16 protein-coding genes and 2 riboswitches are annotated in these 25,540 nt (G+C 63.7%); of the genes, 8 read left to right on the forward strand and 8 right to left on the reverse strand.

The window, feature by feature from the left end:
- Window positions 1-151 precede the first annotated feature (151 nt).
- Entirely contained in the window at window positions 152-1,660 is a 1,509-nt protein-coding gene (locus DVU_RS03400; RefSeq protein ID WP_010938018.1) for a putative bifunctional diguanylate cyclase/phosphodiesterase, read from the reverse strand.
- Between the two features lie 95 nt (window positions 1,661-1,755).
- On the opposite strand from DVU_RS03400, the gene DVU_RS03405 reads away from it, so the two are divergent.
- Window positions 1,756-2,993, forward strand: a protein-coding gene (locus DVU_RS03405; protein WP_150103616.1) for an IS3-like element ISDvu2 family transposase whose coding sequence is annotated in 2 segments (ribosomal slippage) — window positions 1,756-2,101 and window positions 2,101-2,993 — 1,239 coding nt in all. Because the reading frame shifts where the segments join, the coding sequence is not laid out codon by codon here.
- On the opposite strand, the gene DVU_RS03410 is transcribed toward DVU_RS03405, so the two are convergent.
- Entirely contained in the window at window positions 2,956-4,245 is a 1,290-nt protein-coding gene (locus tag DVU_RS03410; RefSeq protein WP_010938021.1) for a CHASE4 domain-containing protein, read from the reverse strand. The genes DVU_RS03405 and DVU_RS03410 overlap by 38 nt on opposite strands.
- A gap of 139 nt (window positions 4,246-4,384) precedes the next feature.
- Between DVU_RS03410 and DVU_RS03415 the strand changes: the two genes are divergently transcribed.
- The 3 genes from DVU_RS03415 (at window position 4,385) to purT (ending at window position 9,991) form a co-directional block, all read left to right on the forward strand.
- The gene (locus DVU_RS03415; RefSeq protein WP_223294599.1) at window positions 4,385-7,150 is read left to right on the forward strand and encodes a sensor histidine kinase; all 2,766 of its coding nucleotides are present in this window, start codon (window positions 4,385-4,387) and stop codon (window positions 7,148-7,150) included.
- Window positions 7,140-8,693: a response regulator gene (locus DVU_RS03420; protein WP_223294598.1), complete on the forward strand. Its 1,554-nt coding sequence runs from the start codon at window positions 7,140-7,142 to the stop codon at window positions 8,691-8,693. The genes DVU_RS03415 and DVU_RS03420 overlap by 11 nt, the downstream gene beginning before the upstream one ends.
- A 116-nt stretch (window positions 8,694-8,809) precedes the next feature.
- Window positions 8,810-9,991 carry a formate-dependent phosphoribosylglycinamide formyltransferase gene (gene purT, locus DVU_RS03425; protein ID WP_010938024.1) on the forward strand — a complete coding sequence of 394 codons (1,182 nt, stop codon included), beginning with the start codon at window positions 8,810-8,812 and terminating at the stop codon, window positions 9,989-9,991.
- Between the two features lie 226 nt (window positions 9,992-10,217).
- Here the strand turns inward: purT and DVU_RS03430 are convergent, their stop codons facing one another.
- The 4 genes from DVU_RS03430 to DVU_RS03445 form a co-directional block, all read right to left on the reverse strand.
- Window positions 10,218-11,624 carry an alanine/glycine:cation symporter family protein gene (locus DVU_RS03430; RefSeq protein ID WP_010938025.1) on the reverse strand — a complete coding sequence of 469 codons (1,407 nt, stop codon included), beginning with the start codon at window positions 11,622-11,624 and terminating at the stop codon, window positions 10,218-10,220.
- 148 nt (window positions 11,625-11,772) lie between these two features.
- Window positions 11,773-11,854, reverse strand: a riboswitch (glycine riboswitch).
- 2 nt (window positions 11,855-11,856) lie between these two features.
- A riboswitch (glycine riboswitch) is annotated at window positions 11,857-11,937 on the reverse strand.
- 80 nt (window positions 11,938-12,017) lie between these two features.
- A complete protein-coding gene (locus DVU_RS03435) occupies window positions 12,018-14,165 on the reverse strand; it encodes a thioredoxin domain-containing protein (protein ID WP_010938026.1) in 2,148 nt (715 codons plus the stop codon).
- 467 nt (window positions 14,166-14,632) lie between these two features.
- Window positions 14,633-15,760 (reverse strand): tRNA guanosine(34) transglycosylase Tgt, encoded by a 1,128-nt coding sequence (gene tgt / locus DVU_RS03440; protein ID WP_010938027.1) that lies wholly within the window; start codon window positions 15,758-15,760, stop codon window positions 14,633-14,635.
- 44 nt (window positions 15,761-15,804) lie between these two features.
- Window positions 15,805-16,479, reverse strand: a complete 675-nt coding sequence (locus tag DVU_RS03445) for a TIGR02117 family protein (RefSeq protein WP_010938028.1) — start codon at window positions 16,477-16,479, stop codon at window positions 15,805-15,807.
- Between the two features lie 420 nt (window positions 16,480-16,899).
- Here DVU_RS03445 and DVU_RS03450 point away from each other — a divergent pair, with 420 nt between their 5' ends.
- Complete coding sequence (locus DVU_RS03450) at window positions 16,900-17,355, forward strand: hypothetical protein (protein ID WP_010938030.1); 456 nt, start codon at window positions 16,900-16,902, stop codon at window positions 17,353-17,355.
- A gap of 389 nt (window positions 17,356-17,744) precedes the next feature.
- Here the strand turns inward: DVU_RS03450 and DVU_RS03455 are convergent, their stop codons facing one another.
- Complete coding sequence (locus DVU_RS03455) at window positions 17,745-18,710, reverse strand: DUF1848 domain-containing protein (protein ID WP_010938031.1); 966 nt, start codon at window positions 18,708-18,710, stop codon at window positions 17,745-17,747.
- Window positions 18,711-18,714: 4 nt separating this feature from the next.
- Window positions 18,715-20,034, reverse strand: coding sequence for a BPL-N domain-containing protein (locus DVU_RS03460; RefSeq protein ID WP_223295138.1), 1,320 nt, complete (start codon window positions 20,032-20,034; stop codon window positions 18,715-18,717).
- 133 nt (window positions 20,035-20,167) lie between these two features.
- Between DVU_RS03460 and DVU_RS03465 the strand changes: the two genes are divergently transcribed.
- The 3 genes from DVU_RS03465 to cobA all read left to right on the forward strand — a co-directional run bounded on the left by DVU_RS03465 (window position 20,168) and on the right by cobA (window position 25,173).
- Window positions 20,168-22,822, forward strand: coding sequence for a valine--tRNA ligase (locus DVU_RS03465; RefSeq protein ID WP_010938033.1), 2,655 nt, complete (start codon window positions 20,168-20,170; stop codon window positions 22,820-22,822).
- Between the two features lie 116 nt (window positions 22,823-22,938).
- Entirely contained in the window at window positions 22,939-23,427 is a 489-nt protein-coding gene (locus tag DVU_RS03470; protein ID WP_010938034.1) for a DUF3795 domain-containing protein, read from the forward strand.
- 234 nt (window positions 23,428-23,661) lie between these two features.
- Entirely contained in the window at window positions 23,662-25,173 is a 1,512-nt protein-coding gene (gene cobA / locus DVU_RS03475; RefSeq protein ID WP_010938035.1) for a uroporphyrinogen-III C-methyltransferase, read from the forward strand.
- Window positions 25,174-25,540 lie beyond the last annotated feature (367 nt).

The raw sequence follows: 25,540 nt of genomic DNA on the forward strand, positions 1-25,540 counted from the left end.
GTGGCTGTCGAAGTCTCGTGCACGTCATGAAGCGGTTTGGTCTCACCATGCCACGTCGTGGCGCCACTCATGAGGGAAGAGCCCCGTTGCGTATGGAGGGGCATCTGCCGAGCGGGCAGCCGCGTATCTGGGCGGCCCCAGAAACGGGGCGTCAGCTGCCCATGCCCGTGAGGGTGAAGCGTTCACCGAGGGCGAGTCTTTCAAGCAGTGACCGGGCCTTCTCGGAAGGCATGGGCTTCGCGAAGAGAAAGCCCTGCATCCTCGTCGCCCCGAAGGCCATGAGGTTGGCTGCCTGCATGGTGGTCTCGACACCTTCGCATATGGCTTCAAGCCGCAGGTGCGACACGAGTTTCAGGATGGCCCGGACGATATGTTCGGCATCGCGCCCGTCATTCATGGCCCGGATGAAGCTGCGGTCGATCTTGACCGAATCGAGGGGGTAGTCCTGCAATGAGCCGAGGGATGAGTAGCCGGTGCCGAAATCGTCCAGCGAGAGGCGTACCCCGATTTCCTTCAGACCGGCCATGATGCTCTTGGCGACGCGCGGGTTCTCCATGAGCAGCGATTCGGTGATTTCAAGGACGAGCAACTCGGGTGGCAGGCCAGTGGCGTCAAGGGCGGCTTCGACCTCTCGCAGCCGCTGCCTCGAAAGGAACTGGCGCGGCGAAAGGTTGACGTGAATGACCGGGTCGCCCTGCGGCAGGGTGCCCCGGATGGAGGCTGCAAAGGCACATGCCTTGTGCAGCATCGCCCTGCCAAGGGGGATGATGCGTCCCGTGTCTTCGGCGATGGGGATGAAGGTGGACGGGGGGATGTTGCCCAGCGTGGGGTGCTGCCAGCGTGCGAGAGCCTCGAATCCCTCAAGCGCACCGGATTCGAGATTGACGATGGGCTGGTAGTGGCATGACAGGTCTCCGTTGTCGATGGCCTGCCGCAGGTCGTTCTCAAGGCGCATGGCATGCAGTGCCTGTTCATGCATCCGGGAACCGAACACGCGTAGCTTGTCCTTGCCTGCCCGTTTCGCCTTGTACATGGCGATGTCGGCATCCCGCAGCACCTGATGCGGGTCGGTGTACCCCGAATTGCCGATGACGATGCCCATGCTGGCGGAGATGACAAGTTCGAACCCCTCGATGGTGAGCGGTTGCTTGATGCGTTCGAGGATGCGGCGCGCCATCTTGATGGCGAAACGCGGTGAGGGCGGCTCATGCACCAGCACGGTGAATTCGTCGCCGCTGATGCGCGCGACCGTATCGGTCTCCCTGATGTTGGCGGCGATGGCTGAAGCGATGATCGAGAGAAGGCCATCTCCGGCGGCATGTCCGAGGCTGTCGTTGATGACCTTGAACCTGTCGAGGTCGATGAACAGCACCGCGAAATTACGGTCGGGCGCGCGTCGGCAGGTGGCTATGGCGTGGGCCAACCTGTCGAGGAACAGCACCCGGTTGGCCAGCCCGGTGAGGCTGTCATGAAAGGCGAGGTGCGTTATCTGTGCCTCGTTCCTCTTACGTTCTGAAATATCGCGTGCAGTCAGGTGCAGCATCCTTCGTCCGCGTTGCATGACGGGTGACAGCGTCACCTCGCAGGGCACCTCGCTGCCGCCTGAACGCATGAATATCCATTCGAAGCGGCGATTGCCCAGCGGGGTGGTGTTCTCCACCTGGCGTGCGAACCCCTCGACCGAAGGGATGCCCCCTGGAGTAGCCCCCAATTAGGCCGGACCTCTCTGCCAACCGAAGAGGTAGTGCTAGAGGTATGTCCAGACAGAGTGCTAAAGAGATTTCCACGGTCGAGGTCGTGACCATGGTTCAACGTCGTCGTTGGACCATTGCCGAGAAGCTACGGGTAGTTGAAGAGTCGTCTTTACCCGGAATGAGCGTCTCCTTCGTGGCTCGCAAATACGGCATCGCTCCGAATCTTGTCTTTCGATGGAGAAAGCTCATGAGCGATGGCGGAAAAGTGGCTATTCAGGCCGACGACCGAGTGGTGAGCGTGGCAGAGGCGAAGGCTTTGAAGAAGCGCATTCGGGATTTGGAACGGCTTCTCGGCCGAAAGACGATGGAAGTCGAAATCCTGAAGGAAGCTATCGACATTGCACGCGAAAAAAAACTGATCTCGCGTTCGCCGTTGCCATTCGAGGACGGTTCCCTATGAAGCGTGTAGCGGACTCCCTGCAAGTCTCCCGTTCGCGTTTGGCAGAGCGGCTTGACGGTCCACATCGTACCAGAAAGCCTCGTTACGTGAAGGCGCAGGATGAGGAATTGCTTCGTCTCATCCGTGCCATTCTTGATGAGCGGCAAACCTACGGCTATCGGCGGATACAGGCGTGCCTCAATGCCCATTTGAGAGCTACAGGGCAATCTGAAGTCAATCACAAGCGCGTTTACCGCATCATGCGGATGAATGGCCTGTTGCTCACCCGTCATAACGGCAAACGTCCAGACAAGGCGCACGAAGGCAAGATTGTTACTCTGCACCGCAATACACGATGGTGTTCTGATGGGTTTGAGATCCCATGCGATAACCGGGAGGTCGTGCGTGTCGCGTTCGTCCTCGATTCGTGCGACCGGGAAGTCATCAGCTACGTTGCGACGACCAGGGGCATCTCAGGCTCTATGGTCCGCGATCTGATGCTGGAAAGCGTGGAGCGCCGATTCGGCAATGCGCACACGTCCCATACAGTGGAATGGCTTTCAGACAATGGATCTTGTTATACTGCGAAGGAAACAGTGGAGTTTGCCTCGTGGCTAGGCCTGCGAAGCTGCTTTACCCCGGTGCGCAGTCCAGAGAGCAATGGCATGGCAGAGGCATTCGTGAAGACATTCAAGCGTGATTACGTTGACTGCAACATCTGTCCCGACGCACCGAGCGTTCTGAAGCGCCTTTCCGAGTGGTTCGAAGACTACAACGAAAATGCTCCACACAAGGGATTACGGATGCGCTCGCCAAGACAATTCATCCGACTGTCAGCAACCGCAGGGTGTCCGGTTTAGCGGGGGCAACTCCACCCCCCTCCTGCGCTGGTGGGAAGAATTCGATGAGCGGATGCGAGAGCAGGTCCTTTCTGTCGGCAACGCCAAGCAGCCGCGCAGCTGCGTCGTTGGCACTGGCGATGCTCTCGTCGAGGAGCAGGAGCATGGCATCGGGTGCCTGTTCATAGAGTAGCCGGAAAAACGCCTCGTTCTCTTGCAACGTGTGCGCAGCCTGTTCACGGTCGCGGATGAGTCTGTTGATGGCATGGCCGATGGCGGCGATTTCGTCATCGCCGTCAGCAGGTAGCGGTGAGCGGAAACCGGAGATGCGCACGCGCTCTATGTCGGCGGCGAGAGATGCGGCCCGCCGACCGACATGCTTCTGGAAAAGAACCTGTGCAGTGGCGGCCACAAGGGCTGTACCCACCAGGATCACGAGGCTGAAGAGCATGAGTGCCTTGTTCCCCTGTTCCGAGGCTTCGCGAGGCATCAATATGCGCATGGCGAGTCCGGGGTCGCCCTTGATATCCGTCAGTACCGCTAGGCCTTCCATGGTCGAGTCGTCCAGCGGCCTTACCTGCGGGTCCCTCTTTGCGGCGGACGTGAACAACGCTGCGACTTGCGGCGGGGTGTCATATGAGCCCGGAGTGAACAACTGGGCGGCATGGGGAAGAAGGTCGGAGAAGAACGGCGGTAACGCCCCGAGGGCATAACGTCCCCAGACGAGCCATCCACCGCGTCGCGTGGGGTCGGTACTGCGGGTTATGGGACGGGCACTGACGAAGAGAGGCCCCTCATACAGTGACAGCAAACCGGCAAAGGGGGCGTCGTTCGCAAGTTTGCGGCCAAGTTCACCCTGTGGGGCCAGAGCATCCGTCAGGTCTTTCGGGGGGTCGCGGAAGTAGCTGTTGTCCGCGCCCCGCATGCGGACAAGGATGGGCTGCCCTTGCGCGTCGTAGAAGGCCATGAGGTCGACGTCGTTGTCACTGAACGCCTGCAGGGTGACGTTGCGTTCTACGAAATCGGTATCCCTTCTGGTGACGAACTCGTAGCTGTCGTCCCACGCGGCCCAGTCGGCGCACTGGCGGTGCATGGCATCCCGGGAAGCCAGCAGGAGTGCCTGTGCCTGTCGGGTGGCCGAAAGGGCCTCGCGCGTTTCGATACGCGTGAACGAATCGACAAAGGCGTAGCGCGCAGTGACGAGGACAAGCGCCGTCAATGAGCACATGGCGGCGATGAAGAGCAGGGCGCTTTTCCGGGCGAGTGTCTGCATGGCGGATTCCGTCGACGTTTGTGGGCACATCGTAACGTGACACTGCAACGATGGGAAGCCCGATGACCAAACAATCATTGCCGATACCGGACGGATGCTGCTATATTTCGTTATAACCTTTCATCCGGCCGGGGGTCGTGTGTTCCTGCTCCGCGTCGTCCTGTTCCTGCTCATCTACGCGTCGCTTTCTGGGCCAGTGCTGGCTGCGGGAGAGAAGCGCGTGCTCGTGCTCGAATCGGGCTGGCATGACTGGCACTGGGCAGGAGAGTTCGCACGAGGTGTACACTGGGTTTTCGATGCGACACCCGGCGTCGATGTGGTGCAGAACCGTATCGACCTTCCCCATGCCACCACACCTTCCTATGAGGCCATGCTGGCCGACCTTCTGGTGGCCCGCTATCGCGATGACATGCCGGATGTCGTCATCGCCGGTGACGACAGGGTTTCGAAGTACCTCGATACCTACGGGGCGGACATCTTTCCGCATACCCCGAAAGTCTATTGCTACGTCCTGCCCGGGGGGGGCAGGGTGCAGGGCGTCCTCGCGGGGGGGGTGGTTTCGACACCCGACGTGGCGGGTACGCTGCTTCTGATGCGCCAGATGCAGCCGCGTCTTTCGCATGTGCTTGTCGTGAATGACAGGTCTTCAGGGACGGAGGTCATCGCAGATGAGGTGCGGCGGGCTGCGGCTACCGCCCTGCCGGGGGTGACGCTGGCGTTCATCGACCAGTGGACGGTCGCTGAACTGGCTGCCCGTCTGAGGAGCCTTTCGCCCGGGAGTGCGGTGCTGTTCACCTCCCTTGAGCAGGATGCGGTGGGCGTACGCATCGGGAGTCGCGACCTGCAGATGCTGACGGCCGTCTCCTCCGTCCCTGTCTACAGCCTGTGGGACTGGCATGTGCGGCTTGGTGCCGTGGGAGGTGTCGTTTCCGACGGCATGGGCGTCGGTGGCCGCATCGCCCGTATCGCCCAGCGCTGGCTGAACGGCCTTGAGCCGCATCTCGGTGTCGAAAGCACATCGATCAACATCACTCTTGTCGATGCGCTGACCATGGCGCGTTTCGGCCTCGCCACAGGCGGGCTGCCGGTCGGCGCGTCGGTGGTCAACAAACCCCCGGATATGCGTGAAGCGGCCCCCGGGCTCTTCTATGGCGGGCTTGTCGTACTGCTAGTGTTGTCTCTCGTCGTGGCCGGTCTTGGCCTGAATACCCTTCAGCGGCGCAAGGTCATGCGGCGTCTGTCAGCGGCGGAGTCGCGTTATCGGTCGCTGTTCGAAAACGCGCTGGAGGGTATCTTCAGGTTCTCTCCGACGCAGGGAATACTGGCGGCCAACCCTGCTTTCGCCTCCATGCTGGGCTATGGCGGTGTCGAAGGGCTGCTGGCCGATGCCGGTGGCAGCATGCACAGTCTTTTCGAGAGTGACGAAGAGTACGCCACGCTACTCTCGCGACTTGAAACGGACGAGGTCCTGCGCGGGGTCGAATGCCGCCTGCGCAGGCGCGACGGGACGAGTATCGTCGCGGCCCTGTCGTTGCGCGCTGACCGTGGGGCCGACGGGGACATCACTCTTGTCGAAGGGCGGGCTGTGGACGTCACGGCCGAGAAGCAGGCCCGCGCCGACCTCGAAGTGCAACGTGAACGGCTGCGGCTGGCCCTTGACGCTTCGCGTGACGGCATATGGGACTGGGATACCGTGAACGATACGGTGCACTTCAGTTCTCGGTATTTCACCATGCTCGGTTATGCCCCGGATGCGTTCGCGAACGAACTTGCCGTTTGGCTCGACCTGTTGCACCCGGAAGACCGGGACGAGGCCGTCGAGCGTGCCCGCCGTTTCGTCGAAGGGGTGGCTGATGGCGATGCCTATGAGACGACCTTCAGGCTGCGGGCGGCCGACGGGGCGTATCGCTGGGTTCTGTCACGCTCCATGGCTGCCGCACGCGACATGAATCGCCGCGCCATCCGTGTTGTGGGTGTGCATACGGACGTGACCGAATTGCGAGAGGCGCAAGAGCAGCTTGCGAGCTTCAACCGTGAGCTTGAAGAGCGTGTCAAACAGCGTACCCGTGAACTTCGTGAGGCGAATCAGGCCCTCGAGTTCTCGCTGGACGCCGTACGGCGGATGCAGGACGAACTCGTCCAGTCCGAGAAGATGGCGTCGCTTGGAGGACTGGTTGCCGGAGTTGCCCACGAGATCAATACTCCTGTGGGCATAGGGGTCACTGCGGGGTCGTGGCTTGCCGAGAAGACCGAAGAACTCTCGCGGCAACTGGCTGCCAATACCATGCGCAAGTCCGACCTTGAACGGTACATCGAAACCGCGCGGGAATCGTCTGCGACCATTCTCTCCAACCTCAAGCGCGCGGCAGACCTCGTGCAGAGTTTCAAGCAGGTCGCCGTCGACCAGACCGCTGCTGAAGCCCGCGAGTTCAACCTGCGTCAGTTCCTTGATGAGGCACTGATGAGCCTGCGCCCCCGTTACAAGCGCACATCGCATACCGTGACCGTGGATGTGCCGGAAGACATCACGCTCTACAGCTATCCGGGTGACCTGATGCAGGTCGTCACCAACTTCATGACCAACAGTCTGCTGCATGGCTTCGAGGATATGGAGAACGGTCATATGCGGTTCGTCGCATCCTACGAGGGCGACAAGGTCGTTCTGGAATACAGCGACGACGGCAAGGGAATGGATGCCGACCATGTGGAGAGGGTCTTCGAACCGTTCTTCACCACCAAACGTGGGCATGGTGGCACTGGCCTTGGAATGCATATCGTCTACAACATCGTGACCCAGCGTTTGAAGGGAACCATCGTGTGCCGCAGTGCACCGGGCGAGGGTGCCGCTTTCAGGCTGGTGTTCCCGCGTGACGTTCGCAAGGGAGGGGGAAGTGGTGAACGATGAGCTGCTGTTCGCACCTGAGGGGGCTGATTCGGAGGGGCGGGAGGCCGCTAGTGGCAGTCCGTGGAAGGTTCTTGTCATCGACGATGAGGAGGAGGTGCATGTCGTCACCCGCATGGTCCTCGGCGACATGCGTTTCGAAGGCAAGCCCATCGAGTGCCTGAGTGCCTACAGTGCCCGGGAGGGATTCGAGAAGTTGCGCGACAGCAAGGATGTCGCGCTGGTGCTTCTGGATGTCGTCATGGAGAGCAACCAGGCGGGTCTCGAACTCGTGCACCGCATCCGGGAGGAGCTTGGCAACCACGCCGTGCGCATCATCCTGCGCACCGGACAGCCGGGGCAGGCGCCGGAACGTGAAGTCATCACGCGGTATGACATCAATGATTACAAGCACAAGACGGAATTGACGGCCCAGCGGCTCTTCACCACGGTGGTGGCGGCCCTGCGAGGCTACCGCGACCTGCGGACGATAGAGCGCAACCGGCGCGGTCTCGAGCGTATCATCCATTCATCACGTGACATCTTCCGGTTGCAGAGCCTGCCGGATTTCATGTCCGGCGTCCTGACGCAACTCACTTCGTCACTCAGCGAGGAACCCTCGTCGTTCTACGCCGGTGTTTCGGGCATAGCGGCAGCCAATGGCGGCGACCATGGCTATCAGGTCTATTCCGCGACGGGCCGTTTTGCGGAGTGCGCCCGGCATTCGGCGTGCGAGGCGCTCGACGATACGACCCGCGGGGCCATCGAAAAGGCTCTGGCCACCCGCGAGAGCTATTTCACAGAGAATTCGTTCGTCGGCTATTTCCGTACCCCGCAAGGGGCCGAGAGCGTCTTCTACGTACAGGACGACCGCGTCATCAACGACCTCGACCGGAGCCTCATCGAGATTTTCGCGGGCAACGTGTCCATCGCGCTTGAGAACATCCACCTCAATCAGGAGATAGTGGACACCCAGAGGGAGGTGGTGCTCACGCTCGGCGAGGTGGTCGAGAACCGCTCGCATGAGGCTGCCAACCATGTGCGACGGGTGGCGGAGTATGCGGCGTGCATGGCTCGCCTTGCCGGGTTGCCCGAAGAACAGGTGGCGATGCTGCGCATCGCCAGCCCCATGCACGATGTAGGCAAGATAGGCATTCCCGACAGTGTGCTCCTCAAGCCGGGACGCCTCGACGACGCAGAGATGGCCGTGATGCGGACCCACGCCGCCATCGGCGAGCGCATTCTCTCCGCCAGCACGCGACCCATCATGCAGGCTGCCGCCATCGTCGCAGGGCAGCATCATGAACGGTGGGATGGCGCCGGATATCCGCGTGGCACTTCGGGCGAGGACATCCACATCTACGGGCGCATCGTGGCGCTGGCAGACGTGTTCGACGCGCTGGTATGCCGCAGGGTGTACAAGGAACCGTGGCCGCGGGACAGGGTGGAGGCGCATTTCCGGGAACAGGCGGGAACGCATTTCGATCCCCGTCTGGCAGCGCTTCTTCTTGATAACATTCAGAAATTCTATGACATACTGAAGGCGTGGCCGGACGTGGTCGAGTAGGGATTCACTTGCCTTGCCTGTCGCGCTGTGCCAAACCTTCGCGCAGCAGAGGCCGCACGGCCCGGTACGCCGGGCCGTTCGCGTGAGTGATACCATCCATATAGCGAGGCAAGCACATGGCAAGCATAGGCACTCCCCTCACCCCCACGGCGACCCGCATCCTGCTGCTCGGTTCCGGCGAACTCGGACGCGAGGTGGCGCTCGAGGCCATGCGCCTCGGCGTCGAAGTCGTGGCCGTCGACCGCTATCCCAACGCCCCCGCCATGCAGGTGGCGCATCGCAGCCATGTGGTGTCCATGCTCGACGGTGCGGCCCTGCGTGCCATCATCGAGGCGGAGAAGCCCTACTGCATCGTGCCCGAAATCGAGGCCATCGCCACCGGTACGTTGCTGGAACTGGAACAGGAAGGCTACCGGGTGGTGCCCACCGCCCGTGCCGCGCGCCTGACCATGGACAGGGAGGGAATACGCCGCCTTGCCGCCGAAGAGCTTGGCCTGCCTACGTCGCCGTACCGTTTCGCCTCCACCGAAGAGGAATATCGCGCCGCCATCGAGACAGTGGGGTTGCCCTGCGTGGTGAAGCCGGTCATGAGTTCGTCGGGCAAGGGACAGAGCCTTGTGCGCACCCCGGCCGACATCGACTCGGCATGGGCCTATGCACAGACCGGCGGGCGTGCCGGGGCGGGGCGGGTCATCGTGGAGGGGTTCGTCGATTTCGACTATGAAATCACCCTGCTGACCGTGCGTCATGCCGGAGGCGTCACATTCTGCGACCCCATCGGGCATTTGCAGAAGGATGGCGACTATCGCGAATCGTGGCAGCCGCAGCCCATGGATGCCGTGGCGCTGGAGAAGGCCCGTGCCATGGCCGACGCCGTAACCGGTGCGCTTGGCGGCTGGGGCATCTTCGGTGTGGAACTTTTCGTACGCGGTGACGAGGTGTGGTTCAGCGAGGTCTCGCCCCGTCCTCACGACACCGGGCTGGTGACCCTCATCTCGCAGAACATGAGCGAATTCGCCTTGCATGTGCGTGCCATCCTCGGGCTGCCGGTGCCGTTGCTGCGGCAGAATGGCCCTGCCGCCTCGTGCGTCATCCTTGCCGAGGGCGATTCCGAGGCCCCCCGCTTCCATGGCGTGGATGCGGCATTGGCCGAACAGGACACCGCCCTCTGCCTCTTCGGCAAGCCCGAAGTGCATGGCAGGCGGCGCATGGGCGTCGCCCTTGCGCTGGGCGATGACATCGACGCAGCCCGCGCCAAGGCCCGCAGGGCCGCCGGGAGCGTGACCGTTGAACTGTAGGCGGCGCAGCTGGTGATGCCGGCGGCAGGAGGTCTGCACCTCTGCAACCGCGTTTCATCCGCGATGCTGTTTTGATCGAGGCCCCCGAAAGGGGGCTTCTTTGCGTCGAAAGACGGCTCAACATGGTATGACACGTCTGCGTCAAGCCCCGGAAACGCTACAGGCCGGGGGGCCAATCCCCCCGGCCTGCGACCACATGACTCACCCAGGAGACGGGCGTTGTCAGCTAAGCGCGGGGGCAGGCCCCCGAAGCGTTGTCCGCGTCGCTGCCGCAGGGCGCGTCCACGGAGGGAGCATCGGCCTCGAAGAAGGCACGTGTCTCGGCGATGATGACACCGGACAGGCCCAGAAGGCCGATGAGGTTGGGAATGGCCATGAGACCGTTCACGATGTCGGCCAGCACCCATATGAGTTCGAGATGGACGAAGGCCCCGGCTGCCACAAGACCGATGAAGACCAGCCGGTAGGGAAGGATGCCGCGCACCCCGAAGAGGTATTCGGTGCAGCGTTCGCCGTAGTAGTTCCAGCCGAGAATGGTGGTGAAGGCGAAGAGGATGAGCCCCAGCGTCGCAGCATACTGGCCGAGGGATGATTCGAGTCCTGCGGCGAACGCCGCGTTGGTCATGGCTGCCCCTGCCAGCTGCGGGTCGTTCCATACCCCGGTGACGACCAGCACGAGGCCGGTCATGGTGCAGATGACGATGGTGTCGAAGAACGTGCCCGTCATGGAGATGAGCCCCTGACGCACACACGATTTCGTGCGGGCCGCCGCCGCCGCGATGGGGGCGGAACCAAGGCCCGATTCGTTCGAGAATACGCCGCGTGCCACGCCCGCGCGCATGGCGGTGAGCACCGTCATGCCCGCTGCGCCCCCAAGGGCGGCCTGCGGGTTGAAGGCACTGTGCAGGATGACCATCACGGCATCGGGGATGCGGTCGAGATGCATGACCAGCACGGCGCACGAGGCGATGATGTAGAAGACCGCCATGAAGGGGACGACCTTTTCGGCCACGCGGGCGATGGAACGCAGACCGCCCAGTGTCACCAGCGCCACGGTGGTGGTGAGTACGACGGCGGTGGCAAGCGGCGGAATGCCAAGCGACAGCGAGGCGGCGTCCTTGATGGCGTTGACCTGTGCGAAGGTGCCGATGCCGAAGAAGGCGACGAGGATGCCGCACAGCGCGAAGGCGCGTGCCAGCATACGGCTGCCGAGACCCCGTTCAAGGTAGTACATGGGGCCGCCCGACATCTGGCCGTTGGCGTCGGTGACGCGATACTTCACGGCCAGAAGGCCTTCTGCGTATTTGGTGGCCATACCGAAGAACGCGGCCACCCACATCCAGAAAAGGGCACCGGGGCCGCCAGCCGCCACGGCGGTGGCCACACCGACGATGTTGCCTGTGCCGATAGTGGCCGCCAGTGCGGTGCACAGCGCGGCGAACGACGACACGTCACCTTCCTCGTGGTGTTCGTCGTCACGACCGAAGACGTAGCGCAGGGCAAGCGGAAGCCTGACGACCTGAAGCAGGCCGAGGCGGATGGTAAGGTAGATGCCCGTACCCACCAGCAGGGCGAGTAGCGGGGGCCCCCAGACGAAGGCATTGACGGATTCGAAAAGCTGAAGCGTGGTCATGGTCCTACCGTGTCGTCTTGATGTCGACGGAGGATGACCCGCTACGGGCAGGAACTTCTGGAACGGGGAAAGGGAGGACAGGGGCGCGTCAAGACGCACCCGTGCGATGGGAAGCCGATATCCGGCATGCCGCATGGGGGCGGCCCTCCCTCTGTCCTTTTACCTGAGAGTTTCACCGCCACATGGGGCGGCTTGCTCCTTCGGTGCCCCTTGCGGGGTCTCTCCAGAGGCTCGTCGGACAGCAGTCCTTTCGCCTGAAAGATTTACTTCGTCGGCGCCTCCCTCTGGGGGAGGTCTCTCCTGCTGTCGTCATCCGATTGTCGCAACGAAGCCCTTTAGCGCTTCAGCCCGCCGAAGGCAAGAGGGAAGGCGCAGCCCCTCTTGCATGAGGCGTCACAGGGGGCGTGCCCCGGCGAGTCGTTCGGCAAGGGCGGCAGGGTCCTGTATGGGGGCGGAGCAGGCGTTGTCCTGACAGAGCCATGCCGTTGTCTTGCCGTCGATGGGGGCGAGGTGCGACGTGAACGGCGCGAGCATCGCCAGCCGTTCGGCCGTGTTCCCGTCCCGCAGGTGCATGACCGTGTTGGGCGAGTATGAACGCCGTACGGCATCGAGCATGGCCTCGGTGTCGGGGGCCTGTGCCTCTCCGGCGATGATGACGAGTCGCCCCCCCGTGAGGGCGAAGTCCACCCCGCACAGGAACATGGCCGCCCCTAGCGGGTTGTGGCGCACTTGAGAGGCGAAGGCGCGGATGAGGCCATGCGCCTTCTCCTCGTACGAGGCGTCTCCCAGAAGCCGGGCAAGGCGCAGCAGATTGAGCAGTGCGGCTGCGTTCCCGGAAGGGAGGGCACCGTCGCGCGCCTCCTTGAGGCGCAAGGCGGCCGTGCGCGGGGCATCCGCCGGGGTATGCCAGTACCCGCCGTCGACCGGGTCGAGGAAACGGTCGTCTTGCGCGTGTTGCAGTCGTATGGCCTCCTCCAGCCACTGGGGCTGGTTGGTGGCGGTGTAGAGTTCGAGAAGGCCCCATATCACGAAGGCATAGTCGTCGAGAAAGCCCGGAGTGGAGCCCGTACCTTCGAAACGGCTGTGCAGCAGCCCGCCGTCCGGCGTGTGTTGCAGTGTCAGCACGGCATCGGCGAGGGATGCGGCGGCATCGGTCAGGTGGGGCGCGTCGAAGACATGCCCGCAACGCGCCAATGCCGCTATGGCAAGCCCGTTCCAGTCGGTGAGCAGTTTGTCGTCGCGGTGGGGGCGTCGACGGGTGGCGCGCAAGGAACGAAGCCCCGCGAGGATGTCGTCGTGCCGGAAGGCGAGTTCTTCGGCGTCGATGCCTAGGGTCGTGGCGGCATCATCGCCAAGAGGCAGATGGAGCACGTTGTGCCCTTCGCGCCTGCCGGTGGACTCGTCGGCGATGTTGCCCTCGCCTGTGATGCCGAAAAGCCGCACGGCAAGGTCGGCGTTGTCTCCGGCGGCTTCACGTACTTCGTCGAAGGTGAAGGTGTAGAAGGCCCCTTCGCGTCGTTTCCCTTCCGGCGTGAGGCTGTCGGCGTCCTCTGCGGCGGCAAGTCCGCCACCGGACAGGGCCATGTCGCGCAGGATGTAGTCTGCGGTGGCAAGTGCCGCCTCGCGCATGTCATCCTCGCGAGTGGCAAGCCACGTCTCGGCGGTCGCCAGCATGAACATGGCCTGATCATGGAGCATCTTCTCGAAGTGGGGAAGCAGCCACCGGGCGTCGGTGCTGTAGCGGTGGATGCCGCCGCCCAGTCTGTCCCATAGTCCTCCCCGCAACATGCCGCGCAACGTGGCAAGGGCCATGTCCTGCGAACGTGAGTCGCCGGTGCGCCGCCCGTGGCGCAGCAGAAAGAGCAGCAGATGCGGCGAAGGGAACTTGGGCGCGCCACCGAAACCGCCATGGGCGGTGTCGAAGTTTGCGACAAGGTCGTTGAAGGCGGCCCGAAGGGTCCCGGCGGCTGGGGTGCGCCCGTCGGGCGGCGACTGCAGGAGTTCCGCTGCCCTCTCGCGCATGGCCTTGGCGATGTCAGCGGCGGAGGCTTCGACATCGGCACGGCGTGTGGCGTAGATGTCCCGCACACGGGGGATGAGGTCGAGAAGTCCCGCCCTTCCCCCGCGTGACCGTTTGGGCAGGTATGTGGCGGCGAAGAAGGGCGTACCGTCCGGCAGGGCGAAGATGGTCAGCGGCCAGCCGCCCGTGCCCGTCAGCATCTGACAGGCGTTCATGTAGAGGGCGTCGATGTCGGGCCTCTCCTCACGGTCGACCTTCACGCATACGAAACCCTCGTTGAGGGCCTGTGAGACCTCTGCATCCTCGAAGGACTCATGGGCCATGACATGGCACCAGTGGCAGGTGGAATAACCTACACTGACGAAGAGCGGGACATCACGTTCGCGGGCGAGGGCAAGTGCCGCCTCCCCCCATGGATGCCAGTCCACGGGGTTGTGGGCATGCTGGCGCAGGTAGGGGCTCGGGGCTGTGGCAAGACGATTGGGGCCGGTGGTCTGTAAGGGGGTCCGGGGGTCTGTCATGGGGCCTCCCGTTGTGTCTGTGTGTGCGTCTTGAGGGTGCCGCGCGTGTGCAATGGATGTGCGACTTTGCAACACCATAAGCATTACCGGGCGTTCCGTCACGTGCCGTATGCACCGGCGGCCATGATATGCAAAAATGGCCTGACAGGGGTTGGCTGCCGGGCGCACCGTTTCGCACGTGTCGGGCAGAAGGTAGACACTGGAGACTGGCTACGTGATACGGAGGCTTGGTGACGGGGGGATGCAACACGAGGGGGCAGCGTCGCCCGCATGGGGGTGGCAGGCCCGCAGCAGGGAGGATGTCATGCCCGCACCGGATGTGTGTGGTCGCATTCCGTGAGGCGTGCGTTTTCATGTCTAGCGGCAGGCACGCTGCCGCGAAAGGCGATAGCCGACAGACGGGGGCGTGACGATGAAGGGCGGCCCTGTGGCCGCCCTCTCGCGTGTCCTGTGACGTTCTTCGCCTGTCAGGCCACGACCTCTTCGGGGTAGATGGCCTCGAACGAGCGCTTGTACTCGGCGAAGCGTCCGGCGGCGATGGCGGCGCGCGCCCCGCGCACGAGGTCGAGGAAGTAGGTGAGGTTATGGATGGAGTTGAGGCGGAATGCCAGCAATTCCTTGGCGGTATAGAGATGGCGTAGGTAGGCGCGTGAGAACGTGCGACATGTGTAGCACGAACAGGCCGGGTCGAGTGGGCCGTCGTCTTCGGCGAATTCGCGTCGCTTGATGTTGAGCTTGCCGAGTGAGGTATACAGGGTGCCGTTACGGGCGTTACGCGTGGGCAGTACGCAGTCGAACATGTCCACCCCGGCGGCGATGCCGTTGATGATGTCGAGAGGCGTGCCCACACCCATGAGGTAGCGCGGCTTGTCGGCGGGCAGCAGCGGGGCGCTGTGGTAGAGAAGGTCCATCATCTCGGCCTTGGGTTCGCCGACGGAGAGACCGCCGAGGGCGAAGCCGTCGAAGTCGATGTCCGTCAACGCGCCGATGGAGCGTGTGCGCAGGTCCTTGAAGAAGCCGCCCTGTGTGATACCGAAGAGAAGGTTGCCCGCAGCCCCCTTGGGGTAGGCGTCGCGGCAGCGCTTGGCCCAGCGGGTGGTGAGCCCCACCGACTTCTCGGTGTATGTCCGGTCGGCCCCGTAGGGCACGCATTCATCCAGCACCATCATGATGTCGGAATTGAGGTTGCGCTGGATGGACACGACCTTTTCGGGCGTGAACAGATGCTTCGAACCGTCGAGGTGCGAGCGGAACTCCACGCCCTCTTCGGCGATGCGTCTCAGCCCGCTGAGGCTGAAGACCTGAAAACCGCCGCTGTCGGTGAGTATGGGCTTGCGCCATGCGTTGAATTCGTGAAGCCCGCCACGTCGCGCCACCAGTTCGTCGCCGGGGCGCAGGTACAGGTGGTAGGTGTTGCCGAGGATGATCTCGGCCCCGATGGCTTCGAGGTCGTCCGGGGCGATGGCCTTGACGCTGCCTACGGTGCCCACGGGCATGAATATGGGCGTACGGACGATGCCGTGCGCCGTGTGCAGGCAGCCGGTGCGGGCTGCACCGTCAGTGGCATGGATTTCGAAAGTTCCGGGTGTCGTCATGGGGCGCACAATAGCCGGGGGCGCAGCGTTTGGGAAGCCCCCTCCTATGGGCTTGTGCGGGTGGAGTCGTCCGGCTGTGGCAGGTGGCGCATCACGCCCCACGCGAAAGCCGTCCATAGCGGAGACGTCACCCCTGCCGCTGCGAGGGCCTCTGCCGTCCACGTGTTGCAGGTGCGGAACGGGCTGAAGCGGCCTGTGGCTTCGAAGAAGGTGTCGTCAGGCCCGTAGCCGGGGTGGTCGACACGGATGGCGCGCCCCTGCCTGTCCGGTGCGAGGGTCGTGCGGATGAAGCGGGCAAGGGTATGGCACCCCTCGGCATCAAGCCATACTCTGCGGACATCCATCGTGGTCGCGGGTGTTCCTCGTATCGACTCCACATGCAGGACCGTGGGTGCGAACAAGAGGGATTTCAGGGCCGTGACGGGGTCCACATCATCCCATGTGGGCGTTGAAAGGTAGAAATCCCGCGCCCCCCATCCGAAGGCCACATGGGTGACGGGCCTCGATGCGTCCGGCGTGCCAGCTTGGGGCAGTAGTCGTGTCCAGTCCTCGCCGCACCCCCGAAGTGGCACGATGAGGTCGGTGTGCACTCCGTTGTCGGCGACGAATACCGCCATGTCATGTGTCTGTGGTCTTCCCTTGCGGGGCAACAGGCCGGGGATGATGGATGCCACTACAATAAAACCAAGTAGTGGCAGTATGATGAGGCCTCTTCTCATGGCGTCACGTCCGGCAGGTGAGGTCGGCTTACGGTTTGTGGTGGCGTACGGAGGTGGTTGTAAAATACTGTTGTTCGCCAATGTAGCGTTGGCCTATATGTGGAGATGCAGCTTGTGGCATGGTTGACGTGTTCGAAAAAAAGTCTAGAAAAATGCTAATATTCGCTTTCAAATGACAATCTGAAATGGTCGAGCGCAAGTAGTTGTGTGATTGATTGTTTCAATCAGTGTTTTATATGTAAAGAAAGACTTCATGTAGTCAATACTGCGTTATGAAAACGACGCGCCAAACGAGAATATCATTGCTCTAAAATGCGGGTTCATGGTCTATACTGAAGGTAGGCTGCATAACCGTCTTCGCCGGATGCGGGTAGGGTGGCATCCGGTGTCGGGGGAAGGGGATCCTCCGGGAGGAACACCATGGACGAGATCAGGATCAAGCGCAACGACAGGGACGATCTGGTCTTCAAGGGCGAGCGGCTGGTCCGGGTGGACGACCGCGAATGGATGGGAATCGCGCCCAATTGGTGGGAACTCACGCTCTATCGCACAGAGGTGGGACGGTATGTGCTCGCCTCGGTCTTCCATCGCAACTACCCTCGCGGCAAGACGTTGTACGGGGCACTGCTCTTCGAGCGTCCCGAAGATGTGCGCGACTACATCATCCACGACTGCAACGGGCCGTCCATGATCGCGGAGGCACTGCTGAAGCGGGCTCGGCGCAGATTGCGCGACATCGACAACCCCTTGCCGCCCTTGCCTATATTCTCGCGCGAGGCGGATTACGAGGAGGAACCGGAGTGTCCGCCCCGTGTCGCCTACGGCCCGTTGACGGACTTCGCGGCCTTCGGCGAGCGCGAGGTGCCGTACGCCTAGGCGTGCCGCGGCGCTAGCGTGTTACGTCAGGCGTAGGCTGACCCGGTGGTGAGACCTTGTCCGGTATCGCACGGCCCTTGGCGGAGGTGCCGATAGACGGGGCATGTCGGAGGAGACGCCTATGGGTGCATCGAAGACGCCCTTCATTCCTTTGGGGATGGAGGGCGTTCTGCTGTCGTGGCACACGCGTTTCGCGAGGGGGTGTCTTCGGTCTTCGTGCGGCGTATGTGCGGTGAGGCTAGCGAAGCAAGGTTCGTAACCGGAGAGAACATTCGCTCTCGTGCTTCGCGTCCATCATTATAGCCACACATGGTATGCTGGTAGACCGGCAGCACGGCAGACACGAGCGCCCCATGAGGTGGGCAGGTGCTTCGGGCGTATGTGCGGTGTCATTCCCCGTCGCCGTCGTCGCGCGTCGCCGCCGTCGTCTCAACAGTCAGGGAGGGGCAGCCGGGCATGCCGAACGCAGGTGCATGGGAATGACACGGCATGAAGACATGGCGCCTGTTGTCTGTCGTGCCTCCGGCATAACAGTAGACGCAGCCGCGTGGGCATGTGCCGTAGACCCCGATGTCGAACGACGGCAGACAGCGGCAGAGTGTGCGTTGCCCGGAGTGGCGGGTGTCGCCCGCCACCCGGCCCGTGGCCCTGAATATCCACTCGGCGTCGACGCAACCGGCGGCCTGTTCTCCTGCAATGGCGGCGCAGCAGACTGACAGGGGCATTCCGTTCTCCAGTGCGATGGACGAGAGTCTGTCGAGGATGTCCCGTTTCTCGTGTTCTCCGGGCAATGTCACCTCGGCACCTCTCGCATTGAGTGTGCGAAGGCGGCGGCGCGTCTGCCCGTAGGGTTCCATGAACGCGGTCACGCCACGGTCCACATGGCCCGCCAGCCGGGCGGTCAGCGTGCCGAACGTGTCCTCGTGCCACGTCACCGGGGTATGCCGCGACAGGATGACCGGGTCGTACCGCCACACCACGCAACGGGGGCCCACCTCTTCCGCGAGGCGCAAGAGCGCATCGCAGGCGCGGTCGGCATTGGCAGGCCCGCCGTGGCGTCTTGCGTCGGGTTCGAAGATGCCGGGATAGCCCGTTATCGTCATGTGGAACAGGGCCGGAATGCCAAGGTCGCGCAACGTGCCGAGGTGCGGCAGCAACGGGGCGGGGTCGCGCGTCCAGAAGACGATGGCGGTGACGTCCTGCGGGCGCAACGAGACACGCGTCACCCTTTCCGCCGCGTACGGACTGGGCACGAGGCAGTAGCCTTCATGCAGTCGCTGCATGAACCACGGCGTGTAGTAGGCCGGTATGTCGGTGCGCCGGCTTGCGGAGATGATGCGGGGCTTCGCGCTCATGGTCCTACTGGCGTGCGGTCGAACCTTCCTGCTGTGAAAGACCGAGGAACACCAGCGTGTCGAGCGTGTCCAGAAGGCGCAGGTAGAGGCCGCCGCTGGCCATGGGCGGGCCGAAGAGGGCCGTGCGCTGTTCCTTGAGACTCTGGCGGGACACGGTCTCCGGAAAGGTCTTGGAGAGGGTCATGGCCAGACGTTCAGCCAGAAGGTACCCGGTGACACCCTGATGGAAGAGTGTGAGGTCGCGCATGAAGGTCTCACGCTGGGCGGCCCAGTAGGCCGTTGCGGCTTGCGAGGGCTTCATGGACACCGCGGTGCAGATGCCGGCATGGAGGTTGTTGAGGTTCGCGCCGGGAATGCCAGCCCGCCAGCCGATGAGCCATGCGTTGCGCCTGAAGAACAGGCAGTGGTTGATGCCGATGGTGACGATGTCGTCGAACAGGGCGCGGGCACGCAGAAGTGCCGGGTCGTCCCATTGCACGGGCAGTGCGTCGAGGTCCCATGCGGGCACCTCGTGGGCGGCGGCGCGTATCCTGCCGCTGGAGAGGTGTTCGACAAGGTGCGTCAGCCAGCCGTTGGCGGCGGGCGACCCCGGTGTTTCGAGGTGCGAATAGCTCAATGTGTAGGTGCCCTTGCCGTGATGCCCGTGCAGGATGCAGGGTTGCCCTTCAAGGAAGGTGGGCCGCAGGTGGATGCCGTACAGGGCCTCCCATTCGGCGAAGGTGCCGGGAGGTAGCGTGTCCAGCGGCAGGTCGGCCACCCAGAAGTCGGGGCCGGGTACGGTGTACGAGGCCAGAATCTCGACCTCGCCGTCCTTCTCCGGGGCGAAGCGGCCGGGCCACCAGATGGGGAGAAGCGGCGTGTCGTCAGAGGCGGGGGCTGTGGCGGCGGAAGCTGGCGACGCGGCCACGGTGCGGTCGAAGGCGTCGGGCACGAGAGGGTGCCCCGTCCTTGTGGCGGCATGGATATGACCGGAGACGAAGTGCTGCATCCGGTCGCTGAACGAGGCACGCGACCACGGGCACAGGCCAAGGCCGTGCTGCCCTGAAAGCCCCAGTCCCGCACCGCCGCAGAAGCCGAGATAATGGCCGCCTGAAGCGACGTAGTCGCGGATGGCGGCGATGCCCGCATGGCCCAGCGCCTCGGCCTTGAGGCGCGCCGTGCCGCCCGGCACCACCAGCAGGGCGGGCGGGTTGCAAGAAAGAAGGCCGTGGGCTATCTCCTCTCCCTTGACCAGACGGTAGGGCAGGCCGAGGGCTTCGGCCGCCCGCCAGACAAGCAGTCCCCAGATGTGGGACTCGTCCCAGAGAATGTGAAGGGTTGACATCGTCCTGTCGCTCATTGAGGGTGGGGCGTCCGCTCGCCACATGGGGCGTGTCCTTCTGGGGCGCCGGTTGCTCTGGCCCGGGCGCCTCGCGTCCGGTCCGGCACCATACATCACCTATTCCGGAGATTACAATATGGCGGAGAACGCGTTGCCGAAGGGCTATGAGCCCCGTGACGTCGAAGAACGCTGGCGCAGGCACTGGGAGGACAACCGTACCTTCACCCCCGACATGGACGCGCCGGGCGAACCCTATTCAATCGTCATTCCGCCGCCGAACGTCACGGGCGCGCTGCACATCGGCCATGCTCTCAACCATGTGCTCATCGACGTGCTGTGCCGCAATGCACGGCAGCAGGGCAAGAAGGTCCTGTGGCTTCCGGGCACCGACCACGCGGGCATCGCCACGCAGAACGTGGTGGAACGCGCCCTCGCCAAGGAAGGACTCAGCCGTCACGACCTCGGCCGTGAGGCGTTCATCGAACGTGTCTGGCAGTGGAAAGAGGAGTACGGCAACCGCATCCTCAACCAGATACGCATGCTGGGCGACTCCGTCGACTGGACGCGCGAACGCTTCACCATGGACGAAGGGCTTTCCAAGGCCGTGCGCAAGGTGTTCGTCGACCTGTACAACGGCGGCTACATCTACCGCGGCAACTACATCATCAACTGGTGCAACCGTTGCCACACCGCCCTCGCCGATGACGAAGTCGACCATATGCCCGAACAGGGCCACCTCTACCATGTGCGCTACGACTTCGAGGACGGCAGCGGTTCGGTCGTCATCGCCACCACCCGCCCCGAGACCATCATGGCCGACACCGGCGTGTGCGTGCACCCCGAGGACGAACGCTACGCCGGGTTGATAGGCAAGAAGATTCTCGTGCCCGTCATCGGGCGCGCCGTACCGCTTTTCGCCGACACCTACGTCGACCGCGAATTCGGTACGGGCGCACTCAAGGTCACCCCCTGCCACGACCCCAACGACTGGACGCTGGGCGAACGCCACGGTCTCGCCTTCATCCAGTGCATCGACGAGGACGGCAACATGACCGCCGAGGCCGGACCCTACGCGGGGCTGACCAAGGAGGAGTGCCGCAAGCGCATCGTGGCCGACCTCGAAGCCTCGGGGCAGCTTGTCCGCGTCGAAGAACTGAATCACAGCGTGGGGCATTGCTACCGCTGCAAGACGGTGGTCGAACCGCACATGTCGGAACAGTGGTTCGTGGCGTCGACCAAGCTTGCGCCGCGCGCCCGCGCAGCCGTGCCGCAGATGACGCAGATATTCCCCGAAAGCTGGATGAAGACCTACTTCAACTGGCTAGACAACATCCGCGACTGGTGCATCAGCCGTCAGATATGGTGGGGGCATCGCATCCCTGCATGGACGTGCGGCAAGTGCGGCAAGCTCATCGTCTCCGAACAGGACCCCACGGCATGTCCCGACTGCGGCTGCACCGACCTGACGCAGGACCCCGACGTGCTCGACACGTGGTTCTCGTCGGCCCTGTGGCCCTTCAGCACCATGGGCTGGCCCGACAAGACGAAGGACCTCGCCACCTTCTACCCCACTTCGGTACTGGTGACGGGCTTCGACATCCTGTTCTTCTGGGTCGCGCGCATGATGATGCTTGGCATGCATTTCATGGACGAGGTGCCTTTCAAGCACGTCTACCTGCATGCCCTCGTGCGTGACGGTGAAGGTCGCAAGATGTCGAAGTCCACGGGCAACGTCATCGACCCGCTGGCGATGATCGACAAGTACGGCACCGACTCGCTGCGCTTCACCCTTGCGGCCTTCGCCGCCATGGGCCGCGACATCAAACTCTCCGAAGACCGCATCGAAGGCTACCGCCACTTCGTCAACAAGGTGTGGAACGCCGCACGGTTCTCGCTCATGAACCTGCCGGAGGAGGCACCTGCCGCCCTCGACCTCGATAACGTCAAGGGTATGCATCACAAGTGGATTCTGCATCGCCTCGAAGAGCTCAAGGCGTCGCAGGCTGCGGGCATCGACGGCTACCGCTTCAACGAAGTGGCGCAGGGGCTGTACCGCTTCTGGTGGAACGAGTTCTGCGACTGGTACCTTGAGCTCATCAAGCCCGACATGCAGGCGGGGGGCGAGCGTCAGGCCACGGCCCAGTATGTGCTGTGGACAGTGCTGCGCGAAGCCCTGCTGCTGTTGCACCCGTTCATGCCCTTCGTCACCGCCGAAGTGTGGCAGGCACTGCCCGGTCACGCCGGTGACGACATCGCCACCAAGCTGTACCCCGCCGCACGCCCCGGCTGCCGCGACGTCAAGGACGCGGAGCACATGGAACTGGTGCAGGCCACCATCAGCGCCGTGCGCACCATCCGTGCCGAACTCAACATCGCGCCTTCGTACCGTCTCACCACGCTGGTGCGTCCGGCTTCCGCCGAAGACGCAGCCACCCTCGAAGAGGGGCGCGAGATGCTGATGACGCTGGCCCGCCTCGACGGGCTGACCGTCGCCGTCGACGTGGAGGCCCCCAAGGCTTCCGCCAGCAGCGTGGTCGCCGGTAACGAGGTCATCGTGCCCCTGACGGGCGCGGTGGACTTCGAGGCCGAACTTGCCCGTCTCGACAAGGAACTGGGCAAGATAGAGAAGGACTTCGTGCAGGTGAACAAGAAGCTCGCCAACGAGAGCTTCGTCAGCAAGGCCCCGGCCGATGTCGTCGCCAAGGAGCGCGCCCGCGCCGAGGAACTGTCCGACGCCAAGGCCAAGCTCGAAGCGTTGCAGCAGCGCTTCCGCGACGCCATAGGCAAATAGAGCACTGGGCCGCGCCGGGACACCGGCGCGGCCTTTTTCTTGAGGTCCGCGTCCGGTTTCCTTGTCCGGCCTGCGGCACCAACTCTTACCTGCAATGCCTGAAGCGGGAACCGCGCATGAGCACACAACCCCGAAAGGTCGAGACAACGCATCCCGCCCCGGCGTCCGGCATCCGCTACGCCGCGCCGTGCGGCCTTGATTGCGGGCGTTGCGTCATGTGCTCGCACGGCAAGGTCGCGGAGAGCGCCCGTGCCATACGCGGTGTGCTCGGCCCTAATTTCGCGCGGTACGCTGCGTTCCTTCAGGACATGCAGCCAGCGCTCGTCCACTATCCAGCCTTCGCCGAGCTGCTCGACGCCATGGCCGAGGGATGCTGCGAAGGCTGCCGCGACCGTGAGACGCCTTGCCATGCCTCGTGCAGGGTCCCTGAATGCACGCGCGCCCACGGGGTGGACTGGTGCGGGCTGTGCCCGGACTTTCCCTGTGCGGAGACCGGCCTGCCTGACCGGCTGGTGGAGAAGTGGCGCGAGGCCAACACCATCATCAGGGAGGCCGGTGTCGATGCATGGTTGCGGGAACTTGCCGAAAGGCCCCGCTACCTGTAGTCTGCACGCGGTCGTGACCCCGCCCCGGAGTGCCCCGTCCTCGGCAGGCGCGGGCTTGCGGCATGACGCCGTCGTGTCCCCTGTTGCATGAACAGGCACGGCACGCGTGCCGCGGATGACTTCGGGCCGGAAAGGCCAAGAGAGGTGGACGCCGCCCCGTTGCGACGCCGGGCCGTCCTTTCGCCATTCGACGCTAACGCCGGGCGTGACGCCCGCTTTCATACCGGAGGAGTGATGAAGGTCTATCTCATCGGTGCCGGCCCGGGCGACCCCGGACTGCTCACCCTCAAGGGCAAGGAAATCCTCGAACGTGCGGACGTGGTCGTCTACGACTTTCTGGCCAACGATGCCTTCCTCGCCTATGCCAAGCCCGATGCCGAAATCATCTACGTGGGCAAGAAGGGCGGCGACCATACCCTTTCGCAGGACGGCATCAACCGCCTCATCATCGAAAAGGCCAAAGAGGGCAAGGTCGTGGCGCGCCTCAAGGGTGGCGACCCCTACATGTTCGGGCGTGGCGGTGAAGAGGCCGAAGAACTGCTCGACGCGGGCGTGCCCTTCGAGGAAGTCCCCGGCGTGACCAGCGCCATCGCAGGGCCTGCCTACGCTGGTATTCCGCTCACCCACCGTTCGTATGCCTCGTCGGTGTCGTTCATCACCGGGCACGAGAATCCCGACAAGCCCGATTCGGCGCATAACTGGCAGGCCCTCGCCGCTGGTACCAGCACGCTGGTCTTCTTCATGGGCATGAAGAACCTGCCCGACATCTCGCGCAAGCTCATCGCCGCGGGCATGTCGCCTGACAAGCCCGCCGCGCTGGTGCGCTGGGGGACGACCCCGCGTCACCGCAGCCTCGTCGCCACCATCGCCACGTTGCCCGAAGAGGCCGTGAAGCATGGCTTCAGCAATCCCTCGCTCATCGTTGTGGGTGATGTGGTGCGTCTGCGCGACCGTCTCAACTGGTTCGAGCACAAGCCCCTGCTGGGCAAGGGCGTCGTGGTCACGCGCGCCCGTGAACAGGCCAGCGGCCTTGCTGCGGCGTTGCGTGAACTTGGGGCCGATGTCATCCAGTTTCCCACCATCGACATCCACCCCCTCGACGATTACGCCCCGGTGCATGAGGCCATCCGCGCCCTCGACACCTACGACTGGGTGGTCTTCACCTCGGTCAACGGCGTGAAGCACTTCTGGAACCAGCTTGCGGCGCTGGGGCTCGACAGCCGTGCCCTCGGCGGACGCAAGGTGGCAGCCATCGGCCCCGCCACGGCGGATGCCCTGCGCGACAAGGGCATCGCCCCCGACTTCATCCCCGAGAAGTACGTCGCCGAAGGCGTGGTCGAAGGGATGCTCGCCCGCGGTATGGGCGGCAAGCGCGTGCTGCTGCCCCGCGCCCTCGAAGCGCGTGAGGTGCTGCCCGAAGAACTTCGCAAGGCCGGTGCCACTGTCGACGTGCTGCCCGTGTACGTCACCGTGCCCTCTGCCGCACGCCGTGACGACGTTCTGGCGCGCATGGAGGCGGGCGAGGTGCATTGCGTGACCTTCGGTTCGTCGTCCACCGTGGAGAACTTCTTCTCTCTGGTCCCTGCCGATACGGTGAAGGCGCACCCCGAAGTGAAGCTTGCCTGCATCGGCCCGGTGACCAAGAAGACGCTGGAGGGCTTCGGCTTCACCTGCCATATCCAGCCCGACGACTACACCATCCCCGCACTTGTCGATGAACTGACCCGCGTATTGCCTGAATTGTAAGACCTCGGGCGGCATGTCCTTGCGGATGTGCCGCCCTCCGGTCTCCCTTTTCTGCCTCTCTCGTCAGGTGGCATCTGCCGATGGCAGGGGCCATAGTGCATCAGCCTGTTGACGGCGAAGGCTCGCGGCGCGAATACCCCATGGGGGGGCAGCCGTGCTCTTACTGTGCGTGGCGGCTTTTCTTGCCTTGCAGTCCTGAGTGCCGTCGCTGATAAATGACTGCGTCTCGTGATGCCTTGCGCCCGTCGTACTGGCGTACGAGCGAGCCTTTCCTTGAGCGCTGTCGGCTACGTCATCTGCCGAGGCCACGAGGCCACTGCGCTCGGTCGGCTTTATGGGTGACGCTGCTGGAGACGCGGCCGACGTC

It is taken from the genome of Nitratidesulfovibrio vulgaris str. Hildenborough, from assembly GCF_000195755.1.
Lineage (GTDB): Bacteria > Desulfobacterota > Desulfovibrionia > Desulfovibrionales > Desulfovibrionaceae > Nitratidesulfovibrio > Nitratidesulfovibrio vulgaris.

Coding starts and splice junctions, on each gene's coding strand:
- tgt (WP_010938027.1), bottom strand. CDS start 15,760: ATGACGACACCCGGAACTTTCGAAATCCATGCCACTGACGGTGCAGCC.
- DVU_RS03410 (WP_010938021.1), bottom strand. CDS start 4,245: ATGCAGACACTCGCCCGGAAAAGCGCCCTGCTCTTCATCGCCGCCATG.
- purT (WP_010938024.1), top strand. CDS start 8,810: ATGGCAAGCATAGGCACTCCCCTCACCCCCACGGCGACCCGCATCCTG.
- DVU_RS03430 (WP_010938025.1), bottom strand. CDS start 11,624: ATGACCACGCTTCAGCTTTTCGAATCCGTCAATGCCTTCGTCTGGGGG.
- DVU_RS03450 (WP_010938030.1), top strand. CDS start 16,900: ATGGACGAGATCAGGATCAAGCGCAACGACAGGGACGATCTGGTCTTC.
- DVU_RS03460 (WP_223295138.1), bottom strand. CDS start 20,034: ATGTCAACCCTTCACATTCTCTGGGACGAGTCCCACATCTGGGGACTG.
- DVU_RS03445 (WP_010938028.1), bottom strand. CDS start 16,479: ATGAGAAGAGGCCTCATCATACTGCCACTACTTGGTTTTATTGTAGTG.
- DVU_RS03455 (WP_010938031.1), bottom strand. CDS start 18,710: ATGAGCGCGAAGCCCCGCATCATCTCCGCAAGCCGGCGCACCGACATA.
- DVU_RS03465 (WP_010938033.1), top strand. CDS start 20,168: ATGGCGGAGAACGCGTTGCCGAAGGGCTATGAGCCCCGTGACGTCGAA.
- DVU_RS03470 (WP_010938034.1), top strand. CDS start 22,939: ATGAGCACACAACCCCGAAAGGTCGAGACAACGCATCCCGCCCCGGCG.
- cobA (WP_010938035.1), top strand. CDS start 23,662: ATGAAGGTCTATCTCATCGGTGCCGGCCCGGGCGACCCCGGACTGCTC.
- DVU_RS03435 (WP_010938026.1), bottom strand. CDS start 14,165: ATGACAGACCCCCGGACCCCCTTACAGACCACCGGCCCCAATCGTCTT.